The 21,608-nt window shown below is 46.0% G+C and carries 14 protein-coding genes; 6 read left to right on the top strand and 8 right to left on the bottom strand.

Annotated elements, in window-relative coordinates; translation table 11 throughout:
* Positions 1-13 precede the first annotated feature (13 nt).
* Complete coding sequence (locus ACJJJB_RS05845) at positions 14-3,520, bottom strand: indolepyruvate ferredoxin oxidoreductase family protein (protein WP_445365877.1); 3,507 nt, start codon at positions 3,518-3,520, stop codon at positions 14-16.
* A 631-nt stretch (positions 3,521-4,151) separates the two neighbouring features.
* On the opposite strand from ACJJJB_RS05845, the gene ACJJJB_RS05840 reads away from it, so the two are divergent.
* Positions 4,152-4,643: an Lrp/AsnC family transcriptional regulator gene (locus tag ACJJJB_RS05840; protein WP_020414988.1), complete on the top strand. Its 492-nt coding sequence runs from the start codon at positions 4,152-4,154 to the stop codon at positions 4,641-4,643.
* Positions 4,644-5,059: 416 nt separating this feature from the next.
* On the opposite strand, the gene ACJJJB_RS05835 is transcribed toward ACJJJB_RS05840, so the two are convergent.
* Entirely contained in the window at positions 5,060-5,194 is a 135-nt protein-coding gene (locus ACJJJB_RS05835) for a hypothetical protein (RefSeq protein WP_445365876.1), read from the bottom strand.
* A 192-nt stretch (positions 5,195-5,386) separates the two neighbouring features.
* Here ACJJJB_RS05835 and ACJJJB_RS05830 point away from each other — a divergent pair, with 192 nt between their 5' ends.
* Entirely contained in the window at positions 5,387-6,211 is an 825-nt protein-coding gene (locus ACJJJB_RS05830) for an alpha/beta fold hydrolase (RefSeq protein ID WP_445365875.1), read from the top strand.
* An 83-nt stretch (positions 6,212-6,294) separates the two neighbouring features.
* On the opposite strand, the gene ACJJJB_RS05825 is transcribed toward ACJJJB_RS05830, so the two are convergent.
* From ACJJJB_RS05825 to ACJJJB_RS05810, 4 genes are all read right to left on the bottom strand, one after another.
* Positions 6,295-7,956 carry a D-arabinono-1,4-lactone oxidase gene (locus tag ACJJJB_RS05825; RefSeq protein WP_282950944.1) on the bottom strand — a complete coding sequence of 554 codons (1,662 nt, stop codon included), beginning with the start codon at positions 7,954-7,956 and terminating at the stop codon, positions 6,295-6,297.
* A gap of 42 nt (positions 7,957-7,998) precedes the next feature.
* On the bottom strand, positions 7,999-9,867 hold the full coding sequence (locus ACJJJB_RS05820; protein WP_020414984.1) for a carotenoid oxygenase family protein: 1,869 nt from the start codon (positions 9,865-9,867) through the stop codon (positions 7,999-8,001).
* A gap of 1,327 nt (positions 9,868-11,194) precedes the next feature.
* Positions 11,195-11,659 carry a GNAT family N-acetyltransferase gene (locus ACJJJB_RS05815; RefSeq protein WP_020414983.1) on the bottom strand — a complete coding sequence of 155 codons (465 nt, stop codon included), beginning with the start codon at positions 11,657-11,659 and terminating at the stop codon, positions 11,195-11,197.
* A gap of 277 nt (positions 11,660-11,936) precedes the next feature.
* Positions 11,937-12,710: a hypothetical protein gene (locus ACJJJB_RS05810; protein WP_444901789.1), complete on the bottom strand. Its 774-nt coding sequence runs from the start codon at positions 12,708-12,710 to the stop codon at positions 11,937-11,939.
* Between the two features lie 478 nt (positions 12,711-13,188).
* Between ACJJJB_RS05810 and ACJJJB_RS05805 the strand changes: the two genes are divergently transcribed.
* The 4 genes from ACJJJB_RS05805 to ACJJJB_RS05790 all read left to right on the top strand — a co-directional run bounded on the left by ACJJJB_RS05805 (position 13,189) and on the right by ACJJJB_RS05790 (position 18,433).
* A complete protein-coding gene (locus ACJJJB_RS05805) occupies positions 13,189-14,139 on the top strand; it encodes an alpha/beta hydrolase (RefSeq protein WP_020414981.1) in 951 nt (316 codons plus the stop codon).
* Between the two features lie 914 nt (positions 14,140-15,053).
* Entirely contained in the window at positions 15,054-15,977 is a 924-nt protein-coding gene (locus ACJJJB_RS05800) for a right-handed parallel beta-helix repeat-containing protein (RefSeq protein ID WP_445365874.1), read from the top strand.
* 152 nt (positions 15,978-16,129) lie between these two features.
* Positions 16,130-16,894 carry an amidohydrolase family protein gene (locus ACJJJB_RS05795; protein ID WP_020414979.1) on the top strand — a complete coding sequence of 255 codons (765 nt, stop codon included), beginning with the start codon at positions 16,130-16,132 and terminating at the stop codon, positions 16,892-16,894.
* Between the two features lie 627 nt (positions 16,895-17,521).
* Positions 17,522-18,433 (top strand): hypothetical protein, encoded by a 912-nt coding sequence (locus ACJJJB_RS05790; protein ID WP_444901790.1) that lies wholly within the window; start codon positions 17,522-17,524, stop codon positions 18,431-18,433.
* 206 nt (positions 18,434-18,639) lie between these two features.
* On the opposite strand, the gene ACJJJB_RS05785 is transcribed toward ACJJJB_RS05790, so the two are convergent.
* Positions 18,640-20,043, bottom strand: a complete 1,404-nt coding sequence (locus ACJJJB_RS05785; protein WP_020414977.1) for an MFS transporter — start codon at positions 20,041-20,043, stop codon at positions 18,640-18,642.
* Between the two features lie 450 nt (positions 20,044-20,493).
* Positions 20,494-21,567 (bottom strand): LacI family DNA-binding transcriptional regulator, encoded by a 1,074-nt coding sequence (locus ACJJJB_RS05780; RefSeq protein ID WP_444901791.1) that lies wholly within the window; start codon positions 21,565-21,567, stop codon positions 20,494-20,496.
* Positions 21,568-21,608: the final 41 nt, after the last annotated feature.

Genomic DNA, 21,608 nt, shown 5'->3' with positions numbered 1-21,608 from the left:
AAGATCCGGGCTATCAGGATGCCACCACCGAAACCTGATCTCCATCCACAAACAGCCCAAACAGCTCCTGCCAACGCTCTTTTACCAAGGCAAACTTCTGCTCACGCACATGACCATAACCACGCACCTTGAGCGGGATTTCTAGCAGCTCCTGCGCAGTGGCAATATTGTCTGCTCTGAGTTGAGCTGCTACTCCCTCTACGGCCAGGGCCACCTGGTGTGCCCAGTCGCGCTCTGCGCGACGTTCCCCAGAGTAGCCAAATATATCCATAAAGGTACCGCGCAGTACCTTGCCCCGTGCCAATAATGGCATCAACTTACCCATCCAGGGACCAAACTGCATTTTTCGCACTGTGCCACTGGCATCTGGCCTGGCCAGCAATGGCGGCGCCATATGGAACTTCAGGGTGTAATCGCCGGTGAAAGTCTCGCGCAGCTGCCGCTGGAAATCGTCGCCACTGTAGAGGCGCGCCACTTCGTATTCATCTTTATAGGCCATGGCCTTGTAGAGGCTATTAGCCGCAGCCCGGGTCAACTCTCCGGATGTGCCCTGCAGAGACAGCTCCGCCTGATGTAACTGCTTAATACGGCGGGTGAATTGATGGGCATAAGCTGCATTTTGGTACTCACTCAATTCACCTGCCAAACGGGCGATCAGCTGCTGAACACTCTCTTGGGGCTCAATCATTTTTACTGGCTGCGCTGGAACCGCCAGTTTTTCAATTGCCCTTGGGTCAGTCGCCAGCAGGCGCCCTGCACGGAACGCCCGCAGGTTACTTTCCACCGCGACGCCGTTTAACTGGATGGCCCGCTCCAAAGCTGCTTCACCGATAGGCAGCAGGCCCTTCTGGCAGGCAAACCCCATAATCATTAGATTACTGGCAACAGTATCCCCAAAAAGGGCCTGAGCGTATTTATTTGCATCGAAGGCAAAATACTCAGCGCACAGGGACTCAATACTCTCTTGGGTGGTATCCGCCGGAAATGCCAGCTCATTATTGCGAACGAAAGCAGCTACCGGCACTTCTGCAGTATTAACTAGCGCTCGCATCTTTCCGGTGGCAAATTTGGGGCGCTGGCCTGCGGCCGTCACCATATCGCAGCCGAGTAATAATTCAGCTGCGCCATCGCGAATTCGTGCAGTGGTAATTGACTCAGGGCGAGCGCCCACTTTTACATGGGCTACTACCGCACCGTTTTTCTGTGACAATCCAGTGAAATACAGGGTGGTGCTGCCTTTATCTTCAAGGTGCGCTGCCATTCCCAGTAAGGCCGCCACGGTGAGTACACCACTGCCACCAATTCCTGCAACCAGAATACTAAGTGGCTGCTGTAAATCTGCAGCTGGGGCCGCCGGTAATTCGGCGATGGCAGAATCCAGGGATTCGGCCAGCGACTGTACCCGTGGCTTTTTCAATTCACCGCCCTCTACAGTCACAAAGCTCGGACAGAAACCATCGGCACAGCGCATATCCTTGTTACAGCTGGACTGGTTAATCTGGCGCTTGCGCCCAAAAGGTGTCTCCAGTGGCTCCACTGCAATACAGCTGGATTGCACACTGCAATCCCCACAGCCCTCACACACCCGCTGGTTAATCAGCAGCCTTTGGGCAGGATCAACCATCTGCTTTTTCTTGCGGCGACGGCGTTTTTCCGCTGCACACACCTGTTCATAAATAATCGCAGTGACACCGGGAGTCTCACGAAGGCGACGTTGAACTGCATCCAGCTCTGAGCGATCCAGTACTTCTATCCGGGCCGGTAACAAGTTGCGATGCTCGTGCCAGTGGTCCGGGTTTTCGCTCAATAAAACCACTTCCCCGACGCCCTCTGCCAACAGCTGGGCGGCCAGGCTTGGCGCGTTCACCTCACCATCAGCGGGCTGGCCGCCGGTCATGGCTACCGCATCGTTGAGCAGGATTTTGTAGGTAATATTGACTTTGCTGGCCACAGCTTGACGAATAGCAAGCAAGCCGGAGTGATTGTAGGTGCCATCACCCATATTCTGGAAAATATGCTCGGCACTGGAGAAACGGTGCAGGCCCACCCAATGGGCACCCTCACCCCCCATATGGGAATAAGTATCGGTGCGCAGGCCTTTACCCAGCGCCATAATGTGGCAACCGATACCGGCACTACCCAGGCTGCCCTCTGGCAACTTAGTGGAAGTATTATGCGGGCAGCCAGCACAAAATATCGGTTCCCGCGCAAGCAAACCGCAGGCTTTAGTTGGTACATTCCCACCCAGCTTCTCAGCCAGAGGAATCAGTGTCTCTGCCAGATCAGTATCTGACAGCCAACGGGCAATCGCCTTGGCTACCTGATCTGGCCCAAATCCCCAAATAGCGGGCAGCAGATCATCGCCATTCAGGTCTTTCTTACCGATCACTTTCGGCCGGCGTCCATCCTCCCAGCCGTAAAGCAGGTTTTTAAGCTGATCTTCCACCAATGGACGCTTTTCTTCGACGACCAAAAGGCGTTCCATGCCATCGGCAAACTCACCAATGCCCTTGGGCTCCAAAGGCCAGGACATTGCGACCTTAAAGATAGAAATGCCCGCTCTGTTCAAATCTTCTTCGCTCAAATTGAGCAGTTGCAGAGCTTCCAGCAAATCACCGTGGGCCTTACCGACAGTGATAATTCCGAAGCGTTTGTGTTCAGCTTTATGGGTGGTTTTGTCCAGGCGATTTGCATAGGCAAAGGCCTGGGCCGCCGGCAGACGCTCCTGCAACATACGACGTTCATACTCCAAGCGCTCCGCCGGCCAGTTGAGGTGCGGGTCATAATTCAGGCCATGCGCTGGAACAGGAAAGTCTGCGGGAGTTACAAACTGAGGCAAACCGGGCACAGCCAGGGAGGCTCCAGCTTCTACGGTTTCAGTAATTGTCTTGAAGCCCACCCACAAACCGGAAAAGCGGGATAAGGCGATACCGGCAAGCCCGAGTGTCAAATATTCATCGATTGAGGCCGGAAAGATTAGCGGCATCATCACCGACTCAAAAATCTGGTCGGTATTGTGAGAGAACATGGAAGATTCAGCCGTGTGATCATCGCCACACAGGGCCAATACACCACCGAGTTTGGCCGTACCCTGAATATTTGCCTGACGGAATACGTCTGCAGTGCGATCTACGCCGTGGCCCTTGCCATACCAGATCGAAAAGACCCCATCGCGTGTTGCCTGTTTGCGGTAATGATCGACCAGCTGGGTGCCCCAGATATTAGTAGCCCCCAGATCTTCATTGATACCAGGCTCAAAATGGATATCGTGCCCTGCCAGCAGCTTCTTGTGGCGCCACAGGGCCTGATCGTAGCCGCCGAGGGGAGAACCGCGATAGCCGGAGATAAAGCCAGCGGTGTTGAGGCCGGCCAATTCATCCATGCGCTTCTGCATCAAGGGCAGGCGCACCAGTGCGTCAATACCAGTCAGAAAGACCCGGCCAGATTCACGAGTAAATGCGGCTTTAAGGGAATACTCCGTATCAAAGCCAAGCTCCTGATCGCCTTCGACCATTGCCATGGGTACCACCTGTGTATTCTTTATTGCTTTTCTCGCTACTGGGTGCTTAGGATCTGCAGGCCACTTGTTTCAACTCAGCGGACGTAAAGCAGTTTGAAGGCAAACCAGAGCTTTTGATTAGCCGCTAAAATTAACATCGGCCGCCTGGGCAGGTCATACCAAAATAGGCCTGACTAGGGCATAATACGGACACAACTCGCTAAAGATCGCCAACTGATGGCAACAAATCACTCAAAATGCCACATTTTGGAGGATCTATCGAAGAGGAAGGGCCCAGATGTGCCACCACATTTGAGCGCTGAATACCCGGGCTACTGTCTACCGATACCTCCCGAGAGCTACAGCAACCGGGTGTGTGACGAAAGCAGCTAAGTTGGTCGCTACATGGGATGTAGGTAAGAGTGAGTATTTATAACAAAGACAAAACCGTTTCACAGCAACGCTACGGCAAAGGCTTTACCACGCTTAGCTCGAAGACTGAAGCTAACAGGTAATTCACACTATCGGTTCATAAAAACCAACCGTTTACTGGAGACATGAATAGACGGGAAGGTTACCCGGTTTGCCAGATTGAAAGTGAGACTGCCGGAAACCCGGTATACGTTCAGAAAGATGAGATACGGAAAAAACCATGGCCTATTTACTGGATGCCATCGATAAAAAGATCCTGGAAATTCTTCAACAGGACGCCACTATTCCCAATATTGAACTGGCAGAAAAAGTCTGCCTCTCCCCTTCCCCATGCTCGCGCCGAGTCAAGAACCTGAATGAACAAGGCTTTATCAAGCGTGCCGTGACCTTACTGGAGCCGGAAAAAGTAGGACTGCCGGTGAGCGTCTTTATCCAGGTTACCCTCAACCACCAGGTCAAAAAAGAATTACAGGATTTTGAATCCGTAATAGGCCAATGGCCGGAAGTGATGGAATGCTACTTAATGACGGGAGACTTCGACTACTTGCTCCGAGTCGTGGTCCCCAATCTACAGGCCTACCAGGAGTTCTTGGACAAGAAGCTCACCGAGCTACCGGGCATTGATCATATTAAGAGTAGCTTCTCCCTCAAACAGGTACGCTACCGAACAGAACTACCACTGGATCAGTTACTGGAAAAGAAGGGACAGTAAGAGAGAATTGCTCTCCTGCGAAGCTGGCAAGTTCATATCTTACTTCGCTTTAAGCGCCTGAGGAATAACCAGGCGCTCCCCTCAAGTAAACACCTAAGTCGAATCATACCCCGGCACCCACCATTTGTAGCGACCTAGAAATCCGCTCATTCACTTACTGCCCAAACCCAGCGGGATATAAACATATGAAAATTTAAATAGCAAAAATACCTACGACTAGAAAACTACACCTTTTATAAAACCCGCAGGATAAGACAAGTGCAAACTTTTATTAGATCGACGTTACTCATTGCCTCTATCGGAGGTGGTTTTATGGGCTGTGTCTCAGCCCTGAATTATTTCTTTGCTTTCAGTAGCTGGACTATAGGTGGGGCTATTGTGAATGGCCTGGCCCTTACTGTCTTTATATATACACTCTATGCCGGACTGCAATTTTCTAAATCCGCTTCAAATACCAAACAGCTTTCACGCGCTTTTCTCCTCCAGGTTCCATGGCTTTCCTCACCAATCTTGATGTATAAAATTGGAACAGGAATATCCCTTGCTTTCATGTACTCCTCACACGGAGGTAATTACTTTTTCAGCCTGGGAGCCAATTATTCCATGGCCATTTTCAGTGATAGGCCTTGGGGTATTGGGGTAAACCTAGCAGCTATCGGGTTCCTAATGCTAATCAAGCTTTACAAAAAATAAGTTGCCTCGAAATATAAGAAGCCCCAAGGTCTATCGATGCCCTAAATGTCATGACAAACAATTCAGAAACCAATAACAATACTCAAAAAATGGATCAATCCCAGAAAAAACCTAAAGACACCTTGATACTCCTTCATGGCGCCCTTGCAGATGAGAGGATGTGGGAACCGCACATCCAGCTCCTACCCAAAGAATTCACTGTGGTTAATTTTACCCAGAGACATTTTGGTGTAAATGGACAAGATTCAAATGGCAACTTTGGAATTGATACCCATGCCGAGGATCTTAATTCATTTATTAAGGAGAAGACCAGTAAGCCCGTGCATCTTGCAGCCTGGTCTTATGGAGCCGATGTGGCCTTGAATGCTGCGATTAAGTCTCCTACCCTGTTTAAAAGCCTATTTCTGTATGAACCAGGATATCCGGGACACCTGGATAATGAAGAGATGGCTAAGTATATGCAGGATGCCGAGGCCATGTTTGGCAAGGTGTTCCAGGCCGTTTCTGATGGGAATCTCGAAGTGGCAGTAGAGTCCCTAATTGACGGGTCCGGTAATAAGATCGGGTATTTTTCTTCCCAGTCGCAAAATCACCGCAGCCAACAACTGGAAAATACCCATACCCTACCCCTACAATTGAATCAATCTGAACAGCCCTCTCTGGATAAAACCCACCTTTCGAGAATCCAGATTCCAACCACTATTGCCTTTGGCAGCGATACCAGATCTCTTTTTCGAATAGTATCTAAATCTGCAGCCATCCACATCTCCAGCGCCAAGCTAATTGAAGTTCTTTCAGAAAACCATATGCTACCGCTGGAAAATCCGGAGCAATTTAGCCAGCTCATAAAAGAACATATAGCCAGGGAAGAATAATCGTTAGTCGATTTGGATGATTAAAGAAAGGGGGAGCATTAAATGCTCCCCCTTAGCAATTAATACAGCCTTAGTATCAGCGGCTACTCGGCCTTACAGATACGGGCATCAGAATACCAGTTGCCCGCCTGGCAGGTTGCGCCTGACTCACAATGAGAGTCATTCGTGCAATAACATTGGCCTTCCGCATTACATTCCGGGGTCAGGTAATTTTCCAAAGGATCTTGCCCGCTCACCCTCTCCCAGAAGGGATTAGTAAATACGTTGTTTGGATCCAGTTCAGCCTTGGCATCCAGGAACTGAGACCACTTGGGGAAACGCGACGGCATATTTTCGAAGATCGCCACCGAGTTCTTACCCCAATGGGGTCTGGCTCCATACTTGCGCAGAGACATCTGCTCAATTTCCAGGTTTACGAAGTAGTTCTTGGGCACTGCTTCGCCACGCTGGCGCAAGGTATATTCAATACCCACAAACGCAGTATCGCGGCCGGCGCTCATGCCCAGGTAGCTATCAGAAGCCTTGCCAAAACGGAAATAGATACCATTCAACGGGAAGCAGGTTCGCTCACTGTGTGCGATAATCTGACGTACATCCGCAATCCAGTTAGGCAGCTCCTCAAAGGGAATGGCAACTTCCTGCAGGGCAATCGGTAGTTTATCCCATACGCAGTTGTTAGGCTCCTTACAAACAAAGTGCTGCATCAGATCCGCATGACCAGTCGGCTTAATAAACTTCTTAAAGCCGCTATCTACATCCCTGAAATAAGAACTGGAGCGTGCGGTATAACGCAAGGACGCTGCAAAGCACTGCAAGGCAGAGCTGTCAGCTTCATGTAAGCTGTCAAAAATAAGACCGAAAAGGTATTCAGAGAAATCAGAGACATCCGCCTGGGCATTATAGGCATTGCCTTTGGTATCCAGGGGAACTTTATTATAGGTGGTTACCGTATAACGACCGAGTCCGGGGAACCAGGCAACATTGGCTGAGTGATTATCCCGGGCCAGATCCAGTATCACACTCTCAAGGTCTTCATCATCCCGGTGCCCTTTCACCTTGGCCTGAACTTTATAACCGGGTTCAGCCTCAATAGTGACTTCCACCACTATGCCGAGGACTCCGAGGTTTACTCGGGCGGCGTTGAGCATCTCCCCACTCAATACACGCAGATCTCCCTTGCCATCGACAATTTTTAGCTCAGTGACATAGTCTGAGATCATGTTGCTTTTTTGTGTAAAAGTTGAACCGTGAGTGCCGCTACCGAGCATGCCGCCAATTGTAAATATGGCTAGTTCTGTCACCATAGGAACGCTTAGCTCATGCTCTCGCAGGTAGGCCGTCAGGTCGTTAAAGCGCATTCCTGCCTGAACGGTCACCAGGCGGTTTTCCTTATCCAGGCTAATCACCTGATCCATATTTTTTAAGGTGACCTGAACTTCACCATTTCCTGCACAGGCAGCATCAATCTGGCTGTTAAATCGGCGAGTACCCGCCATTACCTTACGCCCCTGCGCAGCGGCATTGCGTACAATATCCTGAACCTCTGCTACCGATGAGGGATCATAGATAACGCCTGGAAAACAATCCTGGGTACCCTGGTAATTCTTAATTACCTCAGGAACCTCAATGGGTGGTGGCAATTGTGCTGCTGAAGCCCCTGCAGCAATAAACAGACCTGCCGCACAAAGTAAGTTGGTGGCCCCGCGCAACAAACGACATCGCCCGGAAGAAAGTAAATGGTACATGCCTTTGTTTCCTTGTGATTGCATTTCAATTGGATAAGTGAATTAACCGAATCGGGGCAGCAGCTCCCGGTTAATAATGTCTTGTACATTACCGCTATGATCTGGAGCTTTACCGCGAAGGAAGTCTCCATAACCTGAGCGGTAAGCTGCAATGGGACGTCTCCCTATTGAGGGTACCCACAGGGCATGGTTGGTGGTGGCAAACTCCAGTGAAGTACTGGCGAGAATACAAAGTGGCCCACGGCTTAAAGCAGCCGCATCAAAAATCCAGAATTCCTTGCCATTGGAAGCTGAAGTGGTGGGATTTTTCCTGACCACAGCAGCAATCAGGTAACCGTCATTCTGTGCCGTGGAGCCGGGTCTGGCCATAAATTGAGGCGTGCGCATCACACAGTCATCCGGGAACTGATAAGCATCAGCAATACGCATTTGCTTGCAATCCATATGAACCAGTGCTGAAGGCCGACTTTCCTCTGGCATATCCCAGTAACCAAAGTGGCGCTCTGGATAGTTCCGGTAGGCCCAGGACACACGCATAGAAACCAGATTGGGACGATAGCCAACTGCTGCCCAATACAGGTGTTCAAAAGTTTCGGGGAACTGGAAGTGGCCTCTGTAAGCAGGGTCATTCATATCCCACAGAAGACGCTCATCACGTATAACCTGATAGTCTTCTTTAATCTCCCTCGCAGAACCGGAAGTCACCTGAATACGAGCACGGACAAGCCCACCAACATCTACCGGTGCGGCAGGATAACCAGATAGCCAAGAGGGTACCAAACCACCCTCCTGCAAAATCTCGTAGCGGAACAGTTGCTCTGACTTATCCATAGCCCCCATGTACTGGCCATAGAGGGTAATTTCACCAGCGCTATCATCGTAGTTACAAACAATATCGGAAGTATCGAAACCCAATTCCAAGTAGTCGGCAACTATATCCTCACGGCCAGTTATCATATCCGCTTTGCGCAACACCCAGCAGCGCGTGCGATGCTCTTGCGGCAGTACAATTCGTGTGCCAAGTATTCGTGTGGACTCAACCCTTGCGGCTGTCTCAAAAATCACGACGTGATTGCGTGTTACCCCCAGGGAGTGTGAGCTGGCAGCAATATAGGCATTGTTCCCTTGGCGATCACGAATATTCCAGCTTTTGAAAGCTCCCTGCTGATCCCAGGAAATCAGCCGGATAAACCCAGAGCGACCTGAGTCACCCATATTGCCACCATAATTAATAGTGATGCACTCTCCGGTTTCCAAGTCGAAGAAAGGGTGCCCTGTCGTGCGAATCTGGGGAAACAGCCACTTTTTAGGTGTGAGATTCTCAAGTAGTGGAGGCAGGCTGGATTCCCACTCATCCACTTCACCAATAGGCGTGATCATCTCCAGAGTGGTTGCGTCAAACTCGTACGGCATACCGCCCTCATAACTCATCGCAAAGCGATTATCCCCCATATAATTGGGAGCCGTATTGCAATAATTCATGAAGCCCAGATTTGGACTGGAATAAATAGTTCCACCCAAGAGGTTAAATTTGTCAAAGCCACTAAGATCCTGCTCTTGCATAATGGCAGAAGCAGTTCGAATCATTTTTCGGGTATAAGCAACATTGGAGTTGTTACTTCGGCCGCTAAAATCCAGTCGTGTAAGCGCTCCTTTTCCGTTTGGTGTCAGGTGATTAGGAGCGATGGGGATTCCCTCAGCCATCAATAAATGACCCGTAACATCATCTGGCAAATTCCCCTGGATTACCGATAAATGTCCAGATGAATCCTCCAGGCTGCCATACATAATGGATTCTGGAAAATCGGTATCAGTTATCTTGCTACGTGCCTGAGCTGTCATTGAGGACATACCAGCAAGTGGTAATGCAGAGATAGCCCCTGCAGCTTTCAAAAGATCGCGACGTTTCATTACTTTCCCTGAATAAACGGCCGACTGCCTTTCTGACCCAATGTTTAATGGACTATTTGAACCAGTTAACGAAAAAATTAGATCTCAGACAGCGAGAGATAATTTTATATTTCTTATTACTCAATCAAGAAATATTTACAAAAATATTATTCTGCCAAACACAATAGCGAAGCAGTTAAATATATTAAACTGGAAAAATCAAGACTGGAACTGTGACAGAAACCACCAAAAGAGAAAGTTAAAAATTAATTAAAAATGAACTATACAGTCATGCAAATGAATATTGAAAACAACTCCATTAAAGAGATCGGTCCTCAATAGATATCCAATAAAATACCATTTATCTAAAGATTTTAAAGAGCAACCATTGCTTATAACATCATAACTTTCGTAAATTTGAAGAAAAGCAACTCACCCGCAAGACTTACACAAACAAGCTATTAAAGGAATTATCCGCCACCCAAAAAGAAATAAATTTGAAGCACCAGGAAGCTCAAACAGGAATCTCGACGTTGATTTCTGTGTCATTACAAAAATAGCATGATCCTTGAATAGAGCCCCTGATGATTTTAAAACCTTATCAAGCCTTCATTTCTACAAAGCAACTTCAAACAAAGATACAACCATCAAGAGAAATTTTATTCACCACAAACTTTGTGAGTAATAGATGTGCCGAGAATCTAAAAAGAGGCTTGGAAAAAGTGGAAATTTATGTGTTAATTTTTATTGACAGAAATTTCAGGCAATGTACCTGATACCCTATTTGCCGATTAGCTTATTGCTAACTCGAAAGCTCAACGGCCCGCTATACCTCTATCATAGACATTAGCTCCATCTGCACTATTCAGCTTCACTCAGCCATTCATCCAGGAAAAATATATTTTAGAACGACAACAAAAACGACTCGCCGTCTAAAAGTTATGCTGGCAGTTTCCTTCCTTTATACCACTTACAATTTACAGGTAGTTATATATAAATTTTGCGGTAACTATTCCACGGATCGCAAAGCTGACAACAGATAGAAATTCATTTTCAGTTGATTGGGCAAGGCAGCATGAATCAAGTAGAAAGCCTGACTCTAGCTATAGCCTGAAATTTTACTCTATTGACCTCTTCTTTTTTGAATACTATAGCTCCAAAACCATATTTCAGGCTCCCCCAAAGAAAACTACCAATGCGAACCTCTACGTCAAAAAGTCAAATTACAACGGCAAGATCTTCAATATAGCAATAGAGGACCTCACTTTGTAGGCCAACACTTAATAGCAATAAACAGAAAGAAGATAAACAGATGATTATCCAGCACAGGCCCTGAGTTTTTCTTACTTCACAAATTTAGTTTCAGTCTTTCCCCGATGGAATTATCGACGAACCCTTCTCTTCGGTAAAAATCTATCGTCCTCTGCCAGTGCTCTTTCTCTGGTGTACTTACCTCCAGTCGCGGCCACTCCTGCTCCCTGGCAAAGCTCACAACCCTGTTGAGCAAAGCCTTGCCGATCAATCTAGAGCGGTATTCAGGTTCAACATAAAGCTCTTCAATCACACCATAGTGCCCACCAGCATAAATAGCTGCAGACTGTGACACAGTAATTACCCCAACCTCAATACCTTCAACCAGATATAGGAAAACATGGAAGCCACTACCTTCAGACAGGAGGCTCTTGGAAACAGCCGTTAACTGCTCTAAGTCAATCTCCCGCTTATGACCTACAAGAGCCTGCAACAGCTTAGCCACCAGGCTGGCAACCTTAACACTATGTTCCGCAGAGGCTTTTATAATCCCATCGAGCATCAGTCGTATTCCTTTGCCTTCTTACTATTCCTCCCCATAAACATGACTCTAGTCACATTTTTTGGGTGTATTAAAAATGTGATCACATTTTTAAATTATCAGCAGATTGGAAAAGAAGCAAGTCCCTTCGCTTAACGCAATCAAGGCGAGACTAACACCATTCTAGTTACCTAAGGGATATGAAGCGCGCGGTAAACAGGAGATAAGAAAAGAGGTTGGCAGATATAAAATTAAGGCTCCCCTGGCAAGGGAAGCCTTTTAAAGTCATAGCCTGATGCTAGTCCCAGCGATTGAAAATAACATGCATTCCATGGTTGTCATCACTTACAAAGACAAAGAAACCGCCGTTGGTATGCCTTGAAGCACACACTTTGGTGCCTTTGGAAGTCTCTGAACACTCCATCTTATAGGCTTCAACACCCACAGTGTCGTACATACACTGGCCAGGCTGAGCTGCTATGTTTTGAACCAAATCGCGAGTTGTTCGGGCTAAGACATAGCGGTAATCACCAAAGTAACGGTAATTATATGCATCCAGATAATAGGCTTGTGAATCACCTCCAGATTCTAAAAGCTCTGAATAACACAGCTCTGGCTTTGCTATCCATAGCATATCCATATCCTTGGAAGCATGGATTTGCGGCCAATTTTGCTCGTCATGTTTGGAGAGCACTACATTAGTGGAGTCTACATAATCTTTCGATATCACATAGTCTCCTGTGTCACTCTCTATACGACACACCGGTGCGCCGCCAACAAAGTTGTCACACTGGATTTCCTCAAGGGCAACCGGAGTAGCTGATCCCAGGCAGCCAGGAGCATAAGTCTCCGCCCACTCCCTCACGGCAGTAATCGCATACTCTCTTTTATCTTCTATTTCATAATAGAAATCAGAAAAAAACCGGTATACCTCACGATCGTTAGTATTACTTTGAGTTGCAACCTTTGCGCATTGGCTAAAATTTGGAAGCTCAAAGGTGGCACTTGCCTGGGTAGGAATTACGGTAGCAACAGCCAGAATTGCTGCACAAAATGTAGCGACGGTTTTCATTCAAAATCCTCCATGAAATCGCTGTATCTTAAGTCGGCGCGGATTCTAGCAAAGAGACATACGCAAATGAAACATTTTTGTAATGTGATGACAGTGGCGATTGCTTACAGTAAGCAAGTGTTATTTCGGGTAAAAGATCTTCCACTCCAATAATGTCGATATTCACAGTCGAATAAGCAACAGCATCACCACCTTCCAGCTATGGCTATAATACTTTCCAGATTCTTGAAGCAACTCTCAATCTCTTACACCTCAATAAGCCAATGAACCCGAACACCTAAGTGCCTGCGCGATCTCTTTCTCTATATAAACAAAGCCGAAATACTTATCCCGATCGGCAATCCAAAACCCGCTAAATCCTTGATCGTAATCAAGTCAATCTTATGTGGTTACCACTTGCATACCAAGCTCGGCTTAAAGCTCATCAATTGCTTAGAGTTATCTATACTTCATCAGATTAAATATAAGGATAACGATCATGGCTTTTACATTTGATCCGGAATTCGTTCAGGCGACTGCAAAATACCAAGATCTGATAGACTCAATTGAGCCGATTCCTCCAGGAGATGTCATTACAAGGCGGGAAATCGGTGAAGGGGTTTTAAGAATGGTATTTAATACCTATCCAATGCCCAATGACGTGTTAAAAGATGATTTTCTAGTCAAGGCCTCAAATGAATCAAGCCTCCTGCTACGCTGGTATCACAAAAGAGATTCCACTCCAGGCCCTGCAATCCTCTATATCCATGGGGGCGGCTTAATTTACAATGATGTGGAAATATACGATAAAGCCGTTGCCAAGTATGTTTCTGATAGTGGAGTGCCATTCCTCTCCGTCGACTACCGCAAAGCACCCGAGCACCCCTACCCCACACCTATTGAAGACTGTTACACCGCGCTCAGCTGGTTGGTTAAGCACGCTGAATCAATGGGGGTCGATTCCACTAGAATCGCGGTGATGGGAGATAGTGCGGGTGGTGGGTTGGCAGCAGCACTAGCCATTATGAGTAGAGATCGCGGTGGACCTGCCATCTCGAAACAAATCCTTATCTACCCCATGCTAGATGATCGAACCACAACATCAAACCCCAGTCTGGCTCCCTTTGTGCTTTGGACCTTTGACGACAACCTTACTGCCTGGCAAGCCTACCTTGGCAAAGACATTGGTTCCAACAAAGTGAGTCCTTATGCTGCAGCTGCACGCTTAAAGGATGCCACCAACTTACCGCCAGCCTATATCGATGTTGGAGAGCTGGATATTTTTCGAGATGAAGATATTCAGTATGCTGGACTTCTAGGTAATGCAGGGGTCAGCACAGAATTACATGTTCACCCTGGCGTAATTCATTCATGGGAAATTTTTGCCCCTGAAATCTCTGTATCAATACGCGCTCACAAAGACCGAATACGAGCGATTCAATCGATATAAAGACTAGCCATATTCCCTGATTGGCTGGACCTTCCGATCAGGGGGGCAATTAGTATTTTGCTCAACGAGTACATCCATTTCCTACCAATTATCTACATCTATCGCAGGTAAAGCGATCACAATTCACGCCACCCAGAATGTAGCTGTAAACGGCAGTATAATTTTAAGCAAGCCCATATTACTTCCTTTGCGCTCTTAACTTGATTCAGACTAGGTAAAAATCCAGCCTTTCAATTTTTACATTTTTGAGAATCGAAACAATACAACCTGACTAAAAACAACAGTATAACCACGAGGACTCAAAATTATATTTATAGGATAAAACGGAGAGCTAACCAGAAAAAGATACCCACGCGATCAAAATAGCCTTTGGACCAGGGTAATTCTTAGTTGAAACCTAAAACAATAATTGTTTATCCATTCGGACCAACAACATAAATAAATACCATCTCAAGTGGCCTAGACCGAACAACATGACACCCTAAAGTACCAGTTTTTTGGCCAACTTAAGAATCATCTATAGAAACTGCGGAGGCAAAGCAATGGTCCCTTAAATTCAATATGTGCTTTTAATAAAAATTAGTATCAGTCGTTCAAACACCACAATTTCATCATTATCTTAAAAAATAATTTTCATAAAGAATTTCACTATAAAGGTATTTCCCGACAGCGATACATAAGGGCTCACTTGCAAATATGACTCTACCGCTACCATCTCAATCATAGATCCAATTTACAGTGCCAAACGACCACTCCCCCAGAAAAAATATTTAGACGATAACTGTATGGGAATATATAAAACTCAAACTATATCGAATAGATATTTAAAGAAAAATAGCAGCTCAACTATGATGTAAGACAAAATTGACACTCAAGTACTTCTTTCCATTTACATCTCTGAGAGGGACATCAAGGTGAAATTCAAACATTCAACATTAATCGATACTTGTAAGACATCATCTATTTTAGCTGCTGTATTTGCCATATCGCCATTTGTCTTTGCTGTGGAATGTGGCGACGTTATAAACTCCACTACTGTGCTATCTGAGCCGCTTACTTGTGAATTGACACAAGATTCGCCCTACGCACTAACTGTTTTTGGCCCAAATGGAAACTTACAAATGGTTGGAGATGGAGAAATTATATGTGAAACAGCCAGCCAGCATGGTATCGCAGGCATTCTGGTTAATGGATTCTCGGGGCTTGTCTCCGGGGGGACAATTACTAACTGCCCTGACGGCTTAAATCTGGAGGGTGATGGATTTCACATAATAGAAGGTATCAAAATATTAAGTTCCCCTAGGGAAGGCATCGTTATTGATAGCGACAGCAATACCATTGTAAGAAATCATATTATTGATACTGGCAATGACGACGGAATTGATATAAGAGGCGACAAAAACAAAATACTGCAAAATTATATAGAGTCAGCTGGTGATCAGGGAATAACAATTAATGGAGAATTCACCCTAGTCAATCTCAACCACATTGTGGGAGCCATTGATGGTGCCAGTGGAATCCAAGTCAATGCAGACCATACAACAGTATCTCAAAATTTTGTTACCAACAACTACAGCAATGGAATTGAAATAACCGATGGTGCATCAAACAATATTGTTAGTCAAAATTTCGTCACCAAGAATGGAACTAGTGGTTTCTCAGATCGTGCTGGAATAAATATATCTGGATTCAATAGCACCAACAATCAAATATCTGGAAACACCTCACTAGATAATAATGCCTTTGATTTACAGGATCTTTCCGACACAAACTGTACAGGCATTAATCTATGGACAGGCAATATTTTTAAAACATCAAATCCAGATTGCCTAGATTAACAATGCTAAGCAATATCAAAGCTATTGAAGTGTTTAGTCTTGCTCCCTCAGAGTTTTAAATGGGGGCCAAACTTACATATAGACAAGACCTACAAATGTAGGCAGACTAAACTTATAAAAATCACCTAAATACTAAGATATTAGATGGGAACATGAAGCAAGGTAGAATTACAATTTTCGATAGTCATCTACATATTATCGCACCAGGATTCCCTCTTTATTCAAACCAGGGATTCACCCCTGAGCCATTCACTACTGCTGATTACCTAAGCAAGCTCGATAATTATGAACTGGCTGGTGGTGCAGTTGTTTCTGGATCATTCCAGAAACAGGATCAAACCTACCTTTTGGATGCCCTGGCACGATTGGGAAAAAACTACGTTGGAGTAACTCAATTATTATCAAGTACAGACAATAATACTATTCTTCGCTTAAATAAGGCCGGTATTCGTGCGGTACGCTTTAACCTAAGGCGTGGAGGTTCAGAGGATATTTCCAAAATTACACCCTTTGCCCAAAGAATTTATGAGGTTGCTGGGTGGCATGTCGAGCTATATATAGATTCACAGCAATTAGATGCACTCATTCAAACCTTGCTGGCCTTGCCCAAGGTTTCAATCGATCATTTAGGGCTACGAAAAGCAGGTTTCAAATCAGTATTACAGCTTGCTGAGCAAGGAGTAAGAGTAAAAGCGACAGGGTTTGGACGCCTGGATTTTCAACCGGCCTCGGCTATTGCTGATTTATATAAAGCAAACCCAGAATGCCTGATGTTCGGATCTGACCTTCCCTCCACCAGGGCTCCAAGACCCTTCAAGTATGGAGACATTACATTAATTCAGGATACATTGGGAGAAGCTGCATCCAGCAAAGTACTTTGGAAGAATGCCAAAGCATTCTATCTGGGGCAAGAGTAGCTAAGTAAAGCCCTGTAAGTATTAGTTTTGCCCACCCAATAATTTAAAACTATGCGACGTTGTGGACTGCAACCTTTCTTCAATCCGTAACGACCATACCTTACTCCCTCATCCAAGGAAAAATTAAACGGCAAATAGAAATTTTCCCTAGTTACAGCATCCAAAAGACCAACAACAGAAATTTCTAAAAATCATTTATCAGAAAGACCTTCAAAAAACCTCTAAACCCTAACATTCTAAAAGATACAAAGCAGAGTTAACCTCCTAAATATTTACCCTCCTTCCCACACCTAAATATCAAGATGTTGAGACATTAGAGAGGGAAATTGCCAAAGAAGAACAAATGTGGCTTTCGTGACAAAAGACAAAATTATGAATATTAATTCTTAAGCGTGTTTCTTCTATTCCTATCCACAAATCAAGTACGATTGTTCGACTCCTTATTGCCTGCTGCATTTATGCATGCAATATTAGGGTGGATTTTTTACCTTATGAACTCTAGCAAGGAGAATTTTTATCCAAAAAGCCACATGATAGGTTTATGTGATCTTTCTCTACCCTATCTATCGACTAAATTTTCACACTATTAAGAACAAATAAAAAATTTACGGTTAGAAATGCAATTTTATGAAAATTAAAGCCCTGTATGGAAAAGCTCTTTTACTCATACTTATTTCCCTTTGTTTTACCTCCACAGTTAATGCTCAGTCTGGTTTTGAGGCTGTAGTGCCAGGGCCGGTTCATCTGGGTGTAAATGTCAATACTGAAGATGTTCCGTTTTGGAAAACATTGAATTATGACCATCAAGATGACTGGGATGGACGCGTACTCCATTACCCTGCCGATTGGCGAATTGCGAAAGGCAGCGATGGTCGTTGGATCACTTTTCCCCATGAGTGGGATCACCGCGAGGGTTCGGATGGCCGAATTGTTGCCTATCCCCGCGGTTTTTACACACAAGAAGGAGATGATGGAAGGATAATTTCCTACCCCTATAGTGAATGGGGGTATTTTGAAGGAAGAGATGGTCGCGGCGTGGCAATTCCAAGGGATTGGGATGTAGATGAACACGGTAACAGACTGTGGGGAAAAAATGTCAGAGCAGGCAGTGATTACCGCAAGATTGTAGTACCCCCCGGCTGGGAATCCGATCAAGGACGCGATTCAAGATTGATAGCTTATCCCGCAGGCTGGCTAACAGACTCCGGTTTTGATGAAAGGCTGATAGCCATTCCATCTCTCTCACCATGGAAGACCACCTGGGGGAGGGATGGGAGAATGATTACCTACCACGAAGGTTTAACATCCAGAGTAGTCGAAGGGAATGATAACCGAAAAGTGGCAATCCCCCATGATTGGTACTATTTTTCGGGGTCCGATGGAAGAATCAAGCCAAGACCCAAAAGTCTGAAAAAAGCACCTTTAACTTTTGATAATCCAGCACAAATTGCACTGATTAAGAAGCTGAAGGAAGATGCCGAATTATCAGATGAGGAGTACCATGATTATCTGCTTTACACATATCTCAATAGTGACTAGATTTTACTAACAATAAATCATCGTGAAGGCCACCCTTACAGCGGGTGGCCGCATACCACTCACAAAGGGGTAATTAATAGTTTTGGCAGGATTCAAACTATCACGTTATTTTACTTCAATACACGTCGATTATTAGCGACTTTCAATTAGACACTGCCGAAAGAAAAGTAAATTAATAGTTGGCTTTGGAAGGAATTCTACTATTGCTAAAGGATGCCTTCCTCCTCTATCTCCACTTCTATAGTTTTACCACTCACAAACAGAATACAAACTATCAATCCCGCCAGAGCCAAGTAAGCATTGACTGTAAATGCACGGTCTATACCTGTTGGTAAATCCGGTGCCATAACTACAATAGTGGTATTCATTCCCAATCCGAGAGCACCACCAGCAATTTGGAACATATAGAGAATCGCCCCGGCCAGGCTTGACCTGGATGGATCAACAACAGTAATTGCAGCTGTGGTAATGGTTGAATAAAAGAGCCCTATACCGGCTCCCAGTATCATTAGTCCGGGAATCATACTGGAATATTGGGTGTCTTCATGTAGGTGTGACAACATAAACATTCCGGCACACATACACACCGTTCCGGCAGAAACGATTACCTTGGCCCCTAACCGTTCATACAAACTTCCTGAAACGTAAGATACCAGGCCAAATACGATCATCATCGGCAATAAGCCCATACCTGACGCCATTGCCGAGTAGCCGCGAACCTTGGTTAGAAATTGCGGTACATACAAAAGTGCGGCAAAGAAAACCACTGAAAGTAGTAGAGTAGCAATACCGGCAGCAAAGAATTTGCTGTTACTCGCTACATCCTGAGGAATCAGTGCATCCTTACCAGCGTTGCGCTCAATGATCACAAATAAGCCTATAAACAATAAAAATATCGAAAACAGCGCTACTATTAACGGACTCTTAAAACCAAAATCCACAGCGAGATCCAGGGCAACCAGCAGTCCAAATAAGGAAACTGTAAGAGCAGTTACTCCGGCATAATCTATACGCTCACGCACCTCTTCAGGACTGTCATCAGCTACAACCCGCCAACAGACAAAGCACGCCAAGATTGCTATAGGTACATTAATAAAGAAGATCCAACGCCAACTCAGTAAATCTGTCAGTGTCCCCCCCAGCATGGGGCCAATCGCATTTGATGCTCCGCACACCGCCATGATCAAGCCACCAGCAAGACCCGAGCGATCCTCGGGCATCAAACCATAAATCATTCCCAGTATCGCCGGCCACATCATTGCTCCGCCGATACCCATTAATGCTCGCGAAATCAATAGCATCCAAACATCTACAGCCAGTCCGCCCAGAAGGGAGAAAAATACAAAAATAGCGGTACCTATAAAGAATATTCGTCGGCGCCCAAACATGTCTGCCAAACGACCACCGGAAATAATTAGAACACCAAAAACCAGGGTATAACCATTGATTACCCACTGGACCGTAGTGATATCAGAATTAAACTCTTTTTCCATGGCGGGTATTGCCACAGAGAACGCAGTGAAATCATTCGCAATTAGAAATACAGCCAGGCTTAACGCTGTCAGGCCCAAGAATTGGGTCTTTGTGAGAGGCGTTCTTTCTTCCGCCATATTAATTACCAAAGTATCCACTTGATAGGAAAGTTATCTCGAAAGTGTGGCTCAAGGAGATGATTCCCGCATTCATATTACTTATCTAATCCTGGTTGCAATTGAATCTATGTCCTTCCTAGAAATTGAAACATTGAGTTACATGCTGCTGAGGATTTTTATAAGGTGTTTTTATCAACCGCAATTTGTATAGATAAGCCGAAAATATAACGAATGCTGTTAAGTACCCAACATATTTATGAGGGTACAATGTCTGCCATAGCAGCGATGCTGGTAATCACGCCCAGCTTGTAGGCATCGGACACCAACGGCACCAAAATACGATAGGAATCCACCTAAGAGGTGATAAATGGACTCCACCGTTTCTGCGGAGCCTCAATTGCGGGACCAAGTAGAGAAACCTCTGAGGAGAGGGGAATAACTGGCAAAGATAAGGGAATAGAGGTTACTTTAACCATGCCCCTCTTGGAAGAACTCCTGAACCGGCTGGTATTCGGGGTTTGCACCACAGGAAGCCCGCACCACCAGCTCAGTGGGCAAAACTTCTGGCTCAGCACTTTGCCCCCCTACAAGCCGCATAACCTTCTCAACCATCAACTCGCCAGCGCGGTGAATATTCTGGCGCACAGTAGTGAGAGGTGGGGTATAGAAAGGCGCGATGGGAATATCATCAAAGCCCACCACCGCTACATCTTCTGGCACCCTATGGCCCAATGCCTGCAAGCCCTTGATTGCACCCATGGCGATGCTGTCACTGGCTGCGAATACCCCATCGAAAGTCAGCCCCTCCCGACCAATCAAATCGATAATTGTCTGGTAACCACTCTCACTAGAGAAAGACACCGGAATCTGTCGTTCAGTTTTACCCAGCCCAGTATCAGTCAGTGCCGTGCGGTACCCCTCGTAGCGACCATTGATTTCCGGGTGAGCGGTGTCGCCCAAGAAGATAACTTTTCTGCGCCCCAGGCTAAGCAGGTGCTTAGTTGCCTGGTGCCCCCCCATCTGGTTGTCACTGCTTACAATGCAGTATTCCGAGCCCGGCTTGGTGGTGCCCCCCCAAACCACTAGGGGATCTCCCAGTTTCTGTAACTCCCGCAGCGGGTTGTCATCCACGCCCTGGCCAATCACTATGACCCCATCGGCACGACGAGAACCCATCAGGTAGGAGTGCCAATCGTCATTGCTGGCAATACTATTAGAGAACAGCAAATCGTACTTGTACTGTGCCAATTTATCGGCAATGGCACCAATCATGTCCAGCATAAAGGGATCGGAAAACGTCTGGCCACCCGCGCAACCGGTATTGATCACCACTGAAATGGTATGGCTACGCTTCAAACGCAGATTGCGCGCGCTCTCATTAATCTTGTAATTCATGCTCCGCGCAATCTGCTGAATGCGCTCCCGGGTCTTTTCGTTGATCAGCGGATTATTGTTCAGAGCGCGGGAAACCGTGGATTCTGAGACTCCCGCCAACCGTGCAATATCTGACATGGATACGGGAGAGGAGGAATCCTTCGGCATGACGTACTTCACCTTGTTCACGGGAAATACGCCATCTTAGG

Source organism: Microbulbifer variabilis, assembly GCF_052468405.1.
The sequence above is the reverse complement of the archived record's forward strand: the minus strand, read 5'-3'. Positions and strand labels throughout refer to the sequence as shown.